This window comes from Pseudomonas sp. NPDC087598, from assembly GCF_044743525.1.
Taxonomy (GTDB): Bacteria; Pseudomonadota; Gammaproteobacteria; order Pseudomonadales; family Pseudomonadaceae; genus Aquipseudomonas.
In genome coordinates this window covers 67,509-83,453 of record NZ_JBIUWQ010000025.1, presented here as the reverse complement: position 1 = coordinate 83,453, position 15,945 = coordinate 67,509, and the positions used below count along the sequence as shown (strand labels likewise).

Genomic DNA, 15,945 nt, shown 5'->3' with positions numbered 1-15,945 from the left:
ACTTGAACTTGCAGATCGTGACGGCAGGTAAGAAGATCTAAAACCGTCCACCATGTCTCCGAACATGTGTCCACCATGTCTCCGGTACATACACTGGGAGAGGGTTAGGGTGAGGGCCGTTTTCAATCCCGGGCCAACGCCTCGATCGGGTCTAGTCGCGAGGCATTTCTTGCCGGCACGAAGCCAAACACGATGCCGATCAGCGTCGAGCAGACCACCGCCGTCAGCACCGACGTCAGCGAGAAGACCATTTCCCACTCTTTGATAAACACCGAAAACAGGTGGCCGATGGCGTAGGACAACGTAATCCCGATCGCCCCGCCTAAAAGACAGACCATCACCGCCTCCACCAGAAACTGCTGGCGAATGTCCGATTGCCGCGCGCCGACCGCCATGCGGATGCCGATCTCGCGGGTACGCTCGGTCACCGACACCAGCATGATGTTCATCACCCCGATCCCACCGACCACCAGCGAAATGACCGCGATCAACGACAGCAGCAACGCCAGCGAGCGGCTGGTTTTCTGCACGGTCTGCAAGACGCTGTCGAGATTGTTGGTAAAGAAATCCTTGATGCCATGACGTTGCAGCAACAACTGCGTGACATGTTCTTCGACGACTTTGCTCGGCTGACCGTCCTTCATGCGCACGCTGATGCTGTCCAGATAACGCTGGCCCAGTACCCGCCCGGCTGCAGTTTCATAGGGCACCCAGACATTAAGGGTCTTGCCCGAGGCGAAGAGGTTTTTGTTCTCCGCCGCCACGCCGATCACTGTGCACGGCAGATTGCCGATCAGGATCACTTGTCCCAACGGGTCGACACCGGCACCGAACAAGCGCTGACGGGTGTTGTGATCAATCACCACCACTTGCGCCTGGCGCCGCGCATCGCTTTCGCTGAACGGGATGCCCTCGGCCATTTTGATCCCGCGTACCTGGAAGTATTGATGACTGACGCCATTGACCTGCGCGTCCAGATCGATATTGCGATAACGCAGCAACAGACTGCGACCGATCATCGGCGTGGCACTGTCGACGTAATACAACTGATTGAGAGCCGTGACGTCGGCGGGCAACAGGGTTTCGATGGCGGCTGCGCGCTTGTCGCCGTAGCTGGTGCCGGGATAGATATCGATGGTATTGCTGCCGATGGCCGCGATGTCCTTCAGTACGTAGCGCTTGGCGCCCTCGCCCACCGCCGAGATCGACACCACCGAAGTGATGCCGATGACGATCCCGAGCATGGTCAGCAACGTGCGCATGCGGTGCGAGATCAGCGCGACCCAGGCCATGCTGAACGCCTCTTTGAACAAGCCGAGGCTGGCGACCAGACGCCGTGAAGCCGTGGCTTTGGGTGTCACCGTGTCTTCGTCCGGCAATTGTGTGGTGTCACGCACGTTGCTGCGATCGCTGAGGATTTCGCCGTCACTGACCTCGATGATGCGCTCGGCGTTGGCCGCGACTTTCGGGTCGTGGGTTACCAGAATCACCGTGTGCCCGGCCGCGTGCAGTTCCAGCAGGATGCGCATCACTTCCTTGCCGCTGGCGGTATCGAGCGCGCCGGTCGGTTCATCGGCGAGAATCACTTCGCCGCCGTTCATCAAGGCGCGGGCGATACTCACTCGCTGTTGCTGCCCGCCCGACAGTTGGCTCGGCCGGTGGCTCAAGTGTTCCTGCAAGCCCAGTCGCGCCAATAACTCACGGGCTCGGGCATGACGCTGCAGTTGTGGAATACCTGCGTAGATCGCTGGCATTTCGACGTTGTGCATGGCGCTCAGGTGCGGCAGCAAATGGTAACGCTGGAAGATGAAGCCGAAGTAATCGCGGCGCAGCTCGGCCAGCGCCTGATTGTCCAGATCGCGCGTCTCCTGGCCGTTGATTTTGTAGCTGCCGGCCGTGGCGTAATCGAGGCAGCCAAGAATGTTCATCAGCGTCGATTTACCCGAGCCCGAGGCGCCGATGATCGCCACCATTTCCCCGGTATTGATCGTCAGGTTGATGTTTTTCAGCGCGAGAAATTCGCGGTCACCGGCGGTAAAACTGCGGGTGATGCCCGTGAGTTGCAGCAGCGGTTGGGTCATGTTCAAGCCCCTGCCACGTTGGTCACTGGATCACCGATCACCACGCGATCGCCCTCGGCCAAGCCGTCATTGACCTGCACCTTGACGTTGTTGTTGATCCCGGTCTGCACGTTGCGTGACTGCGCATGACCCTTGGCGTCCAGCACCCGTACCGGAAAACTGCCATCGGCATTGCGCGGCCCGAGCGCCGCCACCGGCACGGTCAGCACTGACTTGGCCGTGTCGAGGACGATGCGCACTTGCGCAGTCATCGAAATGCGCAAGCGATGGTCGAGGTTGGGCACCTCGAACAACGCGTTATAGAACACCGCCGAGTTTTGCTTGGGGGTGCCGGCGGGCGGCGCTTCCAGGAAGTTCTGCGGCGCCGGTTCGGTGCCGCGCAGCTTGCCGTAATAGCGCTTGTCCTCGCCGAGAATGGTGAAATACACCTCCTGCCCCGGGGCGATGTGAATCACATCGGCCTCGGAGACTTGGGCCTTGACTGTCATGGTGTCCAGGTCCGCCAGTTTCAGCAGGATCGGCGCCAACTGGTTAGCGATCACAGTCTGACCTTCCTGGGTGACGATGCCGACCACGTCGCCATCAATCGGCGCGACGATCCGCGTATACGCCAGGTTGACCTTGGCGGTGTCGATCTGGATGTGCGCACTCTTGATCTGCGCGTCCAGCGACAACAGATTGGCCTGCTGTACTTCGTAGTCCGACTGTGCGGTTTCGAAATCCTGACGTGAGATCGACGCATCGTCCTGCAGGTTTTTATAGCGTTCGTAAATCGCCTTGGTCTGCTTGAGTTGCGCCTGCGTGGCGCGCTTTTGCGCTTGCAGGTTTTCCTCATCGACCTGGGCCTGACGCAAGGTGTTCTGCAACACCAGCGGATCGATTTCCGCCAGCCACTGGCCCTTCTTCACTTTGTCGCCGACCTTGACCTTGAGCGACTTCAACTGGCCGGACACTTGTGCGCCAACGTCCACTTGCTTGATGCCTTCGAGCAACCCGGTGGCCAGCACCGCGTTTTCGATATCACTGCGTTCGACCGTGGCGGTCAGGTATTGCGGTGCCTCGGCCGGAGCCTGCACCGTGTAGAACACCAATCCGGCCACCGCGGCCAACGCCAATCCCATACCGACTTTGCGCAACTTCGACTTTTCCATAAATGACCACAAGTCCGTTCAGGAGTGGGCCCGGCCAGCGGCCGGGCTCAGGTAGAGAAACAACATTCAGGACAGCGTTTCGTTGACCGGCACCGACAGGCCGTCATGCCACCACGCCGCGAGACTGAAGACGTTGGGCGCCTTGAGAATCGTGAAGTGGTTGCCTGGCCCGTACCACACCGCCAAGTCGTTGACCTGACGCTGCCAGCCTTCCAGGATCGCGGCCTGCTCACGCTGATTGCCCCAGGCGTCCAGCGTCGGGTCATCGACCAACACCAACCTGACCGGCCCGTGATAGGCGAGTGTCGGTTGATAGACCGTGCGCAACGCCGTGGCGAAGGTCCGCACCGGGCCGTGCATGGCGTCCGCCGCTGCCTTTTCCGAGAGCACACCGGCGTGCACCATGCCGGCATGCAGAAGACGCATCTGCGTCGTGTCATCGGCATCGGCAAAGGTCAGCGGATCAATACCCAGAGATTTGCCGCTGGACAACTGCAGCGTTTCGATCAGACGCTCCAGCGCAGCAGTCGCCGTATACGGTTTACCGGCCGTGCCGTCGCCGCCGGGCGCCTCACTGTCGATCAACGTCAACGACGCCACTTCACGCCCGGCAGCCTGCAACTGCGCCGCCATGGCGTGAGCGACCCAACCGCCGAACGAGTGGCCGATCAGGTGCACCGGTCCTTGCGGATAAACCTGCTTAATTGCCTGCAGATAAAACGCGGCAGCCGCCTCCACCTGACTGTGCGGCACACTGCTGCCATCCAGACCTCGCGGTTGCAGACCGATGATCGGCCATTCCGGACCCAGCGCCTCGGTCAGGTGAATGAACCCGGTCACGCTGTCCCCTGCCCCCGGCACACAAAAGATCGGCGCATGCCCGACGTGCCCGGTCTGGATGGTCAGCATTGGCTGATACAGCTCAGGCTCTGGCGCCACGACAGCTTCCAGCGCCTGGCTGATGGCATGTCCGAGGGCCTGGATGTGCGGGTTTTTCATCATCGTGCGGTGATCGCCCGGGATATCGATACAGTGCAGCCATTCGCTGGCAAAACGTTCTTCCCATCCGCGTGTCGGACTCGGCATCGATTGCCCGTCCATCAATTCCCGAGCGCGGAACAGATGGATTGTCTGGCTGGCCGGGCTGACCCGGTAATGCGCCAATGCCAGCCGGTGCGCGGCTTCGCGCTCGAAGTAGTACCTGGCATCTGCGGCGCTGACGGTCGACAGTTCCGGATCAGTCAGTTGCTGCGCCAGGCAACGCCGGAACAGCTCATTGAAATCCAGTTGCCCGACTTCAGCCTCCAGCGCCTGCACACGCGCCAACGCGGTTTGCCCCTCTGCCCCGAGCATCATCGAACGACCCCGGCAATGGCCCAGCAACTGACGCTTGTCCAACCCTTCACCGCTCCACATCGCCTTGTTCTGAGCCAGTGGGTTGGGCGCATAGCTGTCGAGCATGCCGATGAAATCAACCGGCTCATCAAGACCAAGCAATTGCTGGCCAACCTCAAGGGCCAACACCCCGCCGAATGACCATCCCGCCAGACGATACGGCCCGTGCGGCTGCACCGAACGGATGATCTCGACCATACGCCGGGCCATGCACTCGATCGTACGCAGTTGCGGCTGGCCGAGTGGCACACCAGGCAAACCATAAATCGGGAACGCTCCATCGATGTGCATGGCCAATGCCGGAAAATACACGTCGCGACCGCTGAACTCGTGCATCAGAAACAACGGCGTGCCGTGATCCCCGGCGCGCACCACGACCAGTCCGTCGGGCTGTCCGGCAGCGTCGCGGTCCTGCTTGAGGAGCGCAGCGGCGGACTCGACGCTCGGGTGCTGGAACAACTGCGCCAGCGACACTGGCAACCCTGCTCGCTGCATCAGATTGACCAGACGCACCGCCAACAGCGAATGCCCGCCCAACTCGAAGAAGTTGTCGTGACGCCCGACTTGCTCGATGCCCAGCACTTCGGCCCAGATCTGCGCCAACGCCGTTTCGACTGCGCCTTGCGGCGCCACGTAAGGACGGTTGATGAGCGCTTCCACACCCGGTTCAGGCAGCGCTTTGCGATCAACCTTGTCATTGGGCGTCAGCGGCAGAGCGTCAAGCAACACAAAAGCCCCCGGCACCATGTATTCCGGCAAACGCTGCAGCACATGGGCGCGCAACACCTCCAGATCCGGCGCGGCAACGTCGGCACGCAGGGTGTACCAGGCGACCAGGCGCTCGTCGCGCACCATGACCACCGCTTCGCGGATCGCCGGGTGTTCGATCAACCGCGCTTCGATTTCTCCCGGCTCCAGGCGCAAGCCACGCAACTTGATCTGAAAGTCGTTGCGGCCGAGGAATTCGAGGTCGCCGTCGTTGTTGTAGCGCACCAGATCGCCGGTGCGGTACAGCCGGTCACCCGGCACAAACGGGCTGTCGATGAAGCGCTCGGCCTGCATGTCGGGCAGTCCGTGATAGCCACGCGCGACACCAACGCCACCGATGTGCAACTGACCACTGACGCCCAGTGGTACTGGCTGATCGTGGGCATCGAGGACGTACAAGCGAGTGTTGCTCAGCGCCTTGCCGATCGGCACCACGCTGTCCGGTATCGGACTACCCGGCTCCAGCGTCCAGCCGCTGCTGTCGACGGTGGTTTCGGTCGGCCCGTAGACATTATGCAAACGCACCCACGGCAGGCGCTGACGCACTTGGCGAACCAGCGCCGCACTGAGTTCGCCACCCCCGTTGAGTACATCGGTGAGGCTGGTGCACTGCTCGACGTCGTCCTGTTCGATGAAATGCTGGAGCAATGCAGGAACAAACTTGACCACACTGACCTGATGCTCGCGAATCGTCTGCACCACATAAGCCGAATCGCGGTTGCCGTCAGGTCGTGCCAGCACCAGACGCAGGCCGGAACACAGCGGCCAGAAGATCTCCCACACCGAGCTGTCGAAACTGAACGGCGCTTTTTGCAGCAGCGCACCGTGTTCGGTGGGCGCACTGATCTGCGAGCCCCAGTGCACCATGTTGCAGGCGCTGCGATGTTCGATCATCACGCCTTTGGGCAGACCGGTGGAGCCTGAGGTGTAGATCATATAGGCAAGACTGGATGCACTCAGACCTGGCACTTGCGGATCGTATTCGAACTGGTTCTGCCAGATGCTGCAATCAAGGTCGATCAGCGCAACCGCAGACGCTGTGAACAACGAGCGGGTTGCCGACTGCACCAGCACGGCCACCGGTGCGCTGTCCTTGAGCATGTAGGCCAGACGCTCCGCCGGATAACCCGGATCCAGCGGTACATACGCCCCGCCCGCCTTGAGAATGGCGAGCAGACCGATCACCAGATCCAGTCCGCGCTCGACGCAGATCGCCACGCGCGTGTCCGGCTGTACACCGATTTCGCGCAGATGATGAGCCAGTCGGTTGGCGCGCGCATTGAGCGCTTGATAAGTCAGGGAGCCTTGTTCGGATTGCACGGCAACAGCTTCCGGTTTACGCCGTACCTGCGCTTCGAACAAGGCCTGAAGCGGCTGCTCCAGCGGGCAATCGGCTTCGGTCGCGTTGTACTCGACCAGCAATCGCTGAAGCTCCTCCGGTGCCGGCAACGGCAGGTGTTCCAGTACCGCTTGATCATCGCTGACCAGCGCCGCCAGCAGTCGCTGGAAGTACCCGACAAAGCGCTGGATAGTCGACTCGTCGAACAGCGCCGTGGCGTAGTTCAGCGCACCGCGAATCCCGCCCGGATAGTCGCCGAGGGTCAACGACAGGTCGAATTTCACAAAGCGGCTCGGGCTGGCGACGCCTTCGAGCGTCATGTCGCCGAGGGTCAGGCTTGGGCCGTCGTTGTTGTTCCAGCTCAACAGCGTCTGGAACAACGCGCTGTGCGACAGGCTACGCACCGGCCTGGTGATTTCCACCACCTGTTCGAACGGCAAATCCTGATGCGCCTGGGCTTGCAGGGTCTGCGCCTTGACTCGCGCCAGCAGCGCCTCACCGCTCAGCTCGCCCGACGTGTCGATGCGCAGCGCTAGGGTGTTGACGAACATGCCAATCAAACCTTCGATTTCGGCGCGGGTTCGGTTGGCAACCGGCGAACCGATGACCACGTCGTCCTGGCCGGACAAGCGCGCGAGCAATATCGCCCACGCACTCATGATCACCATGTACGGCGTCACGGCGCGGCGCTGGCAAAGCGTCTTGAGGCCGGCGCTGGTCTGTTCGTCCAGCAGCACTTCGACACTGGCGCCGCTATAGTCCTGCTGCGCCGGACGCGGACGGTCGGTCGGCAGGCTCAACAATGCCGGAGCGCCGGCGAGGTTCTGTTGCCAGTAATCAGATTGACGCTGCAACACTTCACCGCTGAGCCAGCGGCGCTGCCACACCGCGTAGTCGGTGTATTGCAGAGCCAGCGGTGGCAGCGGATCGGTTTCACCCTGGCTGAACGCTTGATACAGCGCCATCAGCTCGCGGGTCAGCACCCCCATCGACCAGCCGTCGGAGATGATGTGGTGCATTGTCAGTAACAGCACATGGTGATCGTCGGCCAGACGCACCAGTCGGCCGCGGACCAGCGGATCATGTTCCAGGTTGAACGGTGCGCACGCTTCGGCTTCGCTCAGTTGCTGCAAAGCCTCATCGGCTTGCGGATGCTCACGCAGATCTGCGACTTGCAGCAGCAGACCGGTGTCGACCGGCACAAACAATACTTGCGCCTGATCGTCGTGCGGGGTGAAACGGCTGCGCAGGGTTTCATGTCGGGCGACGATTCGCGCCAACGCCCTTTGCAAGGCGTCTTCGTCAAGGCGCCCGCGCAGACGCAGACCGATCGGAATGTTGTAAGCCGAGCTGCCGCCGCCCATCTGTGCGAGGAACCACAGGCGTTGCTGGGCAAACGACAGCGGCAGCACTTGATCACGCGGTGCCGGCAGAATGTCCGGTAGCGTGCTGCGGCCTGCCCGACTGAGGACTTCGGCGACGGCAGCCAGTTGCGGATTGGCGAACAGATCGGCCAACGCCAGTTCCACGCCCATCTGCTGACGTACCTGGGAGAGCATGCGCATCGCCAATAACGAGTGGCCGCCGAGTTCGAAGAAGTTGTCGTGACGACCGACCTGCGCGACCTGCAACACTTCAGCCCAGACGTCGGCAAGGCGTGCTTCCAGCGGAGTGGCCGGTGCCTCGTAAGCGCGGCTGAGCATTGCCTCCTGCGTTGGAGCCGGCAGCGCCTTGCGGTCAACCTTGCCATTGTTGTTCAGCGGCAGCACATCGAGCTGCACCCACGCCGTCGGCACCATGTATTCCGGCAGTCGCGCTTGCAACTGAGCGTGCAAATCAGCGCTGTCGAGAGTCTCACCGGTGACCGTGTAATACGCCACCAGACGCGTGGTTTCCTGGCCGTCGCGGCGCGCCAGCACCACCGCTTCCTTGATGCCCGGGCAGTTCAGCAGACGCGTTTCGATTTCGCCCAGTTCGATGCGGAAACCGCGGATTTTCACCTGATCGTCATTGCGCCCGATGCAGTCGAGTTGCCCCGGCGCCAGCCAGCGCGCGAGGTCGCCGGTGCGATAGAGCAACGCGTCGGGTTTGTCACTGAACGGGTCGCGAAGGAATTTCTCTGCGGTCAGGTCCGGCCGGTTCAAATAGCCCAGCGCCACACCCTGGCCGCCGATGTACAACTCGCCGGTCACGCCCATTGGCACCGGTTGCTGATGGGCGTCGAGGACATACACCTGCGTGTTGGAAATCGGCCCGCCAATCGACACGTTTTCGGCGTTTTCGGCCACTTCGTGTACTTCGAAGGTCGTGGCGTAAGTGGTGGTTTCGGTCGGGCCGTAGCAATGCACGATGCTCAACTCTGGTGCCTCGGCCAGCAGTCGGCGGAACGCAGACGGATCGCCGCGCTCACCGCCGCACAACAGAACGCGCAAGCCTTTGAGCGCCCGCGGAATCAGTTGCACGTACTGGTTGAACAACGCCGTGGTGACAAACAGGATCGTCGCCCCGGAGCTGCTCAGTTCTTGGCCGAAAGCATTGGGATCGAGCAAGGTTTCATGGTCGATGACCACCACTCGCCCGCCGTTGAGCAACGGCCCCCAGATGTCCATGGTGCTGGCGTCGAACGCCGGGTTCGAGGCGAACACCACGCGATCCTGCGGGTTGAAATCGGCGTAACCGTTGTTGATCACCAAGCGGCCGATGCCACGGTGCGGCACCATCACACCTTTCGGCGTGCCGGTGGAGCCGGAGGTGTACATGATGTACGCCAGCGATTCCGAGGATTGCAGCAGATTCGGGTTATGCGTCGGCTGTCCGCTGAGTTTCAGCCTGTCCAGGTCAATGCGCGATGCCGTGTAGTCGATGACTTCGCTGCTCAGCGTCAGCAATGCCACCGCCTGACAATCTTCGACCATGAACGCCTGACGCTCGCTCGGCGCGTTGATGTCCAGCGGCACATAGGCCGCCGCGCACTTGGCAATGGCAATTTGCGCGACCAGCAATTCCAGCGAGCGTGGCAACAGGATCGCCACGTGATCACCCGGTTGCACGCCTTGGCCGATCAGGTGATGGGCCAGCCGATTGGCCTGAGCGTTCAGCTCAAAGTAGCTCAGCGAGTGCGTACCATGGACCGCCGCTACAGCCTTCGGATGCGCCGCGACCTGCTGCTGGAAAATCCCGTGCACGGTCAGCGTCTGCGGATATTCACGCGCCGTGGCATTGAAGTCCGTCAACAGCCGTTGACGCTCATCCGGCGCCAGCAGCTGCACCTGCTCCAGCACGGTTTGATCGTCGCCGACCATCGCTTCCAGCAGCCGCTGGAAGTAGCCGACATAGCGCTGGATCGTCGACTCGTCGAACAGCGCCGTGGCATACACCAGCGATCCGCGAATCTCCCCGTTGACTTCGCCCAGCGTCAGCGTCAGGTCGAACTTGGCGACATCGCCCTCCCCGGTCACGCCTTCCAGAGTCAGGTCCGCCAACACCAGTTGCGGCCCGACGCTGCTGTCCCAGCTCAACGTGGTCTGGAACAACGGGCTGTGCGCCAGGCTGCGCACCGGTCTGACGATTTCCACCACCTGCTCGAACGGCAGGTCCTGATGCGCCTGAGCTTGCAGAGTCCGCGCCTTGACCAGCGCCAGCAACGCTTCGACGCTTGGCTCGCCCGAGGTGTCGATGCGCAATGCCAGAGTGTTGACGAACATGCCGATCAGCCCTTCGATCTCGGCACGGGTACGGTTGGCCACCGGCGAACCGATCACTACGTCGGCTTGCCCGGAAAGACGACTCATCAACAGCGCCCAGGCACTGGTCATGGTCATGAACAGGGTCACGCCATGACGTTGACTCAAGGCCTTGAGTCCCGCACTCAAGCGCTCGTCCAACAGCACTTCGACGTTGCCGCCGGTGTAATCCTGTTGCGCTGGACGCGGCCGATCGGTCGGCAGGGTCAACAGCGCCGGCGCGCCGTCGAGGGTTTGCTGCCAGTAATCGCTTTGCCGCTGCAGCACTTCACCGCTGAGCCAGCGCCGTTGCCACACGGCGTAGTCGCCGTATTGCAAGGTCAGCGCTGGCAATGGATCTTGCTCGCCATGGCTGAACGCCTGATACAACGCCATCAGTTCGCGGGTCAATACGCCCATCGACCAGCCGTCGGCGACAATGTGATGCACGGTCACCAGCAGCACATGGTGATCGTCGGCCAGACGCACCAGCCGTCCGCGAATCAGCGCATCGGTTTGCAGATCGAATGCGGCCGAGGCTTCCTGCGTCATCAATGTCTGCAAGGCAGGTTCGGCCTGCGGGTGTTGGCGCAGGTCTTCAACACGCAGCAGCAAATCGCTGCCGACCGGCGCAATCGACACCTGCGCGGTGTCGTCGATGCTGACAAAACGGCTGCGCAAGGTTTCGTGACGAGCAACGATCCGCGTCAGCGCCCGTTGCAGCGCATCAGCGTCGAGACGGCCGCGCAGACGCAGGCCGATGGGAATGTTGTACGCCGAGTTGCCACCCTGCATCTGCGCCAAAAACCACAGGCGTTGCTGGGCGAAAGACATTGGCAACGCTTCATCACGGGGCGCCGGGAGGATTTCCGGCAACGTGCTGCGTCCGGCGCGATTCAGCGTCGCAGCCACGGCGTACAGTTGCGCGTCGGCAAACAGATCGCTCAGCGCCAGCTCGACACCGAGGCGCTGCCGTACCAGCGAGACCATGCGCATCGCCAGCAACGAATGGCCGCCCAGTTCGAAGAAGTGATCGTGACGACCGACCTGCTCGACCTGCAGCACGTCGATCCAGATTTGCGCCAGGACACTTTCCAAATCGCCTTGCGGCGCTGTGTACTCTCGGCTAAGCAACGCAGCCTCATCAGGTTTGGGTAAGGCTTTACGATCAACCTTGCCATTGTTGTTCAGCGGCAGCACATCGAGCTGCACCCACGCCGTTGGCACCATGTATTCCGGCAGTCGCGCTTGCAACTGAGCGTGCAAATCAGCGCTGTCGAGAGTCTCACCGGTGACCGTGTAATACGCCACCAGACGCGTGGTTTCCTGGCCGTCGCGGCGCGCCAGCACCACCGCTTCCTTGATGCCCGGGCAGTTCAGCAGACGCGTTTCGATTTCGCCCAGTTCGATGCGGAAACCGCGGATTTTCACCTGATCGTCATTGCGCCCGATGCAGTCGAGTTGCCCCGGCGCCAGCCAGCGCGCAAGGTCGCCGGTGCGATAGAGCAACGCACCGGGTTTGTCGCTGAACGGATCGAGAAGGAATTTCTCCGCGGTCAGGTCAGGCCGATTCAGATAGCCCAGCGCTACGCCCTGGCCGCCGATGTACAGCTCGCCGGTCACGCCCATTGGCACCGGTTGCTGATGGGCGTCGAGGACATAAACCTGTGTGTTGGAAATCGGTCCGCCAATCGACACGCTTTCAGCGTTTTCGGCCACTTCGTGTACTTCGAAGGTCGTGGCGTAGGTGGTGGTTTCGGTCGGGCCGTAGCAATGCACGATGCGCAACTCTGGTGCCTCGGCCAGCAGTCGGCGGAACGCAGACGGATCGCCGCGCTCACCGCCGCACAGCAGAATGCGCAAGCCTTTGAGCGCCTGCGGAATCAGTTGCACGTACTGGTTGAACAGCGCGGTGGTGACGAACAGGATCGTCGCCCCGGAGCTGCTCAGTTCTCGGCCGAAAGCATTCGGATCGAGCAGGGTTTCATGGTCGATGACCACCACTCGCCCGCCATTCAACAACGGCCCCCAGATATCCATGGTGCTGGCGTCGAACGCCGGGTTCGAGGCAAACACCACGCGGTCCTGCGGATTGAAATCGGCGTAACCGTTGTTGATCACCAAGCGGCCGATGCCACGGTGCGGCACCATCACGCCTTTCGGCGTGCCGGTGGAGCCGGAGGTGTACATGATGTACGCCAGCGATTCCGAGGATTGCAGCAGATTCGGGTTATGCGTCGGCTGTCCGCTGAGCGTCAGCCTGTCCAGGTCAATGCGCGATGCCGTGTAGTCGATCACTTCGCGGCTCAGCGTCAGCAGTGCCACGGCCTGGCAGTCTTCAACCATGAACGCCTGACGCTCGCTCGGCGCGTTGATGTCCAGCGGCACGTAGGCTGCCGCGCACTTGGCAATCGCCAGTTGCGCGACCAGCAGGTCCAGCGAGCGTGGCATCAGGATTGCCACATGGCTGCCCGGTTGCACACCTTGGGCAATCAGGTGATGGGCCAACTGGTTGGCCCGGGTATTCAGCTCTAAGTAAGTCAACGATTGCTCACCCTGCACCGCTGCCACGGCATGAGCTTGCGCTACGACCTGGCGCTCAAACAGGCCGTGCACCGTCAGCGATTGCGGGTATTCATGCTCGGTTGCATTGAACTCGACCAGTAACTGATGACGTTCTGCGGCAGGCATCACTGAAAGGCGATCGAAACCTGCGTGCGGCGTATGTTCCAGCGCCTCGAGCAAGGTGTGCAACGCAGCGTGCATGTATCCGCAGATCCGCTGTGCATCGATGCCGGCACCGGCCAACACCTTCAAGCTGAAATCTTCGCCGAGATCGTCAACGCTGAGCGTCAGGCGATAATTGCTGTGCTCTTCGGCCGCAAGCAATTGCATGCCGTGCCACGCGGCTTGCACCTCGGCGGATATCGGCCCGACCGGTGCGCTGTGACGATAGTTGAGCAATGTGCTGAACAGCGGCGTGCCCGACGGCATCGCGCTGCACTGTTGTACCTGCGCCAATTGCGCATGTTCATGGGCCAGTAACTGACTCAAGCGTTCATGGGTTGCCAGTGCCGCGCCTTTGACGCTGTGCGCGTTCAATTCGATGCACAGCGGCAAGGTGTTGATGAACACACCCAGCGCTCGCTCTGATCCTTCACCGCCCTGCAATCTGCCGAGCAGAACCGTACCGAATACCACTTGCTCACGCCCGGACAACTGGCCCAAAACTTGCGCCCAGGCCAGGTGCATGAGGCTCGCGGCGCTGATACCCAGGCGCCGTGCCTGCTGACGTACGCTGTGACTGAGCTTGCTCTCCAGCGTCAGCTGCGCCTCTTGCGCAGGCCCGCCATCCGCCAGGTTCTGGCCGTACGGCAGGGTCGGTTCATCGATGTCGCCGAGCATCTCGCGGAAGAAGTCCTGGTGATCCTGCTCGCTCAACCCGGAACGGGTGTGCGCCACGTAATTGCGGTACGGCACCGGCTCGCTCAGACGCTGCGGCTGGCCAAGCAGAAACGCCTGCATCTCGTGTTGCAGCACTTCCAGGGCGACGTGATCCATCACTAGATGATGGAACAACAGCAACGCGACCACGCGCTGATTGCCTGCATCCCGGCTGTACACCACACGCATCAGCGGTGCTTCGGTGACGGGCATGCGGTAATTTTCGATGGTGAAGCGCGCGCGCAATTGGCTCAGCGCATCAGCCGGATCAGCGTCTGTTTCCAGCGGCTCACAGCTCAGAGAAGCCTGACGCCAGACCACTTGCACCGGTTGTTCCAGGCCTTCCCAGAACAGCGATGTGCGCAGAATGTCATGCCGTTCGATCACACTCTGCAGAGCCGCGATAAATGCCTGCAAACGCTGCTCGTCGGCGAAGGCAAACTGTGCTTGCAGCACATATGGATCGCCCTGAGCCGTCGACAGATGATGGAACAGAATCCCGGTCTGCAACGGTGCCAGCGGATAGATATCCTGAACATTCAGAGCGCCTCCGGGGACACTCGCAACGATTCTGTCGATCGTCGCCTGATCCAGCGCGACCAGCGGCAGTAACTCGGGAGTGATGCGCGTGCAGCTCGGCGGGATGAGATTGGCCGGGACAGTTGCCTCAGGTTCTCCGCCCACGGCTGCGGCCAACGCCGCCAGTGTCGGTTGGCCGAACAGCACGCGGATATCCGCCGACAGGCCGGCCCGGCGCATGCGTGCAACCAGATTGACCGCCATCAACGAATGGCCGCCCAGTTCAAAGAAGTGGTCGTGACGCCCTACCCGCTCGACCTTCAACAGCTCGGCCCAGAGCCCGCCAATCACTGTTTCGACTTCACCGACCGGGGCTTCGTACTCGCGCTTCAACAGCGCCGTCTGGTCCGGTGCCGGCAAGGCCTTGCGGTCCAGTTTGCCGTTGGGACTCAGCGGCAATTCTGGCAGATGCACGAACACGGCGGGCACCATGTATTCCGGCAGATGCGTGAGCAATTCACTGCGCAACTGATCGATCTGCAACGGTTCGCCGCTGTAGTACGCCACCAGTCGTTGATCGCCCGGCACGTCTTCTCGGGCCAGTACGGCGGCTTCGCGCACACCGTCGACCTGCGCCAGATGCGCCTGAATCTCCCCGAGTTCGATACGCAAACCACGGATCTTGACCTGGTCGTCGTTACGCCCCAGGTATTCGATATTGCCGTCGGCGAGATATCGCGCAACGTCGCCAGTGCGGTACAGGCGCGCGTCCGCTTGATCGCTGAACGGATCATTGAGGAAGCGTTCGGCGCTCAACTCCGGCCGATTCAGATAACCCCGCGCCACCTGCACGCCGCCGAGATACATCTCGCCGACGACACCGAAGGGCACGGGTTGCTGGTGAGCATCAAATATATACACGCGGGTATTGCACAACGGTTTGCCGATCGGTGGCGCGCCTTCCGGTACCGGCGTATTCGGCTCCAGCGTCCACACTGTGCTGTCGACGGTGGCCTCAGTCGGGCCATAGACGTTATGCAGGCGAACGTGCGGCAGACGCTCGCGCACACTGCGCACCAACGCGGCGGTCAACTCACCGCCACCACAGAACAGATCGCTGAGGCTGCTGCATTCGCCAACGTCCTCGACTTCGAGAAACTGCTGCAACAGCGCCGGCACAAATTGAATGACATTGATCTGTTGCTCGCGAATGAGCTGCACCAGAGCCGCCGGATCGCGGTGCCCATCGGGGCCGGCGAGCACCAGACGCATGCCCGTAGTCAATGGCCAGAACAGCTCCCAGACCGAAGCGTCGAAACTCAACGGGGTTTTCTGCAACAGCGCAGCGCCGGTCGACAGCGGACACAGGCTGGCGCTCCAGTGCAGCAGATTGCTCAGGTTGCGGTGCTCGACCATCACGCCTTTCGGGGTGCCAGTGGAGCCTGATGTGTAAATCACATACGCCAGATTCACAGCGCTCAGGTCTGGCACCTGCGGATTGCTCTCGGGCAGGTTTTGCCAGGTGC

At 61.7% G+C, this 15,945-nt stretch carries 3 protein-coding genes (1 of these 3 cut by a window edge); all 3 read right to left on the bottom strand.

Annotation, left to right across the window (positions count from 1 at the left end; all coding sequences use genetic code 11):
• Window positions 1-122: 122 nt before the first annotated feature.
• Window positions 123-2,081 carry a MacB family efflux pump subunit gene (locus ACIOWE_RS15655; RefSeq protein ID WP_401392967.1) on the bottom strand — a complete coding sequence of 653 codons (1,959 nt, stop codon included), beginning with the start codon at window positions 2,079-2,081 and terminating at the stop codon, window positions 123-125.
• Between the two features lie 2 nt (window positions 2,082-2,083).
• Window positions 2,084-3,232, bottom strand: a complete 1,149-nt coding sequence (gene macA / locus ACIOWE_RS15650) for a macrolide transporter subunit MacA (RefSeq protein WP_201237956.1) — start codon at window positions 3,230-3,232, stop codon at window positions 2,084-2,086.
• Window positions 3,233-3,298: 66 nt separating this feature from the next.
• Window positions 3,299-15,945: the 3' portion of a non-ribosomal peptide synthase/polyketide synthase gene (locus ACIOWE_RS15645; RefSeq protein WP_401392964.1), read on the bottom strand. Its footprint extends 5,203 nt past the window's final position; 12,647 of the gene's 17,850 nt are visible here — the last part of the coding sequence; its start codon lies off the right edge, out of view; its stop codon occupies window positions 3,299-3,301.

Bases quoted from the DNA above. Each gene is read 5' to 3' on its own strand.
- ACIOWE_RS15655 (WP_401392967.1), bottom strand. From the start codon at position 2,081: ATGACCCAACCGCTGCTGCAACTCACGGGCATCACCCGCAGTTTTACC.
- macA (WP_201237956.1), bottom strand. From the start codon at position 3,232: ATGGAAAAGTCGAAGTTGCGCAAAGTCGGTATGGGATTGGCGTTGGCC.